The following is an 856-nucleotide window of genomic DNA, read 5'->3' as shown; positions in this document are numbered from 1 at the left end:
ATCACCAAACCAAAGGCAAAGACAAAAGAGATGATATTAAACCCAAGCTTGATCGGGGTTGAGTGATCAGAGTCCAAATCAGGCAATAGCCCGCCGATGGTGCCGAGCGCCACACACATCAAAAAACCTGAGTCGCCAACCAATCCAGCTTTATAGACTGCCAAACTCAGCGTGCCACTGACCATAAATGCAACATTTAAGTGGGTGTTAAAATTTGCCATAAAAACTCATTAATAAATAGCGCGCGAAAACATCGTTTCGAGCTGCTTGTCTAGCCGTAAAAAAGCGCACCATGATACCATAGAGCCGCCAGCCGCCTAATAGAGATCGTCAATATGACCGCTAGTAATTTGCCACATCTGCATCGTGCTGATGCTCTTTTTGACCAACCTTTGGTAAATGGTTCGTCTGCCCATGAGTCCGTTATATTTACCAGTAAGCTTGATGACAGCTTTGCTCAGATTGACTGGCAAGCCCCGTGGCTTAGTCATTTAAGTCAATTGAACGACATTAGTAAAAGTATAAATGAGCTAAGTCATTCACCTCAGCAGGCAGAGGTTTCGATAATCAATGACAAGTCTATAGATATTGTCGCAGGTATACTTAACACTGCCTCAAAGAAGCAAAGCGAAACTGCGCAAAGGCCATTACCGACCACTAAACCCATTAAAAATCAGCGAGCGCATACTTTGAGTTTTGTCTCACAGGATGCGCTACCAGAAGGCGAGGCTTACGAGAGTTTTATCGCCATGACTGGCAATATTCCGACGCGTGATAACTTACATGACTTATTTAACGGTAGTATTTGGCTGACCTTTCCCAAGACCAAAGCCCTGCTAAACCACTATCATATGCT

General features: G+C 44.2%; 1 protein-coding gene and 1 pseudogene. One reads left to right on the top strand and one right to left on the bottom strand.

Features of this window, described 5'->3' with window-relative positions; genetic code table 11:
• A pseudogene (locus ACS8FD_RS18530) lies at nucleotides 1-221 on the bottom strand (metal-dependent hydrolase); the annotation flags it as partial.
• A 114-nt stretch (nucleotides 222-335) separates the two neighbouring features.
• Here ACS8FD_RS18530 and ACS8FD_RS18525 point away from each other — a divergent pair.
• Nucleotides 336-856, top strand: a 521-nt coding sequence (locus ACS8FD_RS18525; RefSeq protein ID WP_439276923.1) for a DUF3025 domain-containing protein, incomplete at its 3' end; no start/stop codon positions are given.

Source organism: Psychrobacter sp. 1U2, from assembly GCF_051847575.1.
This window is presented reverse-complemented; position numbering and strand designations above follow the sequence as displayed.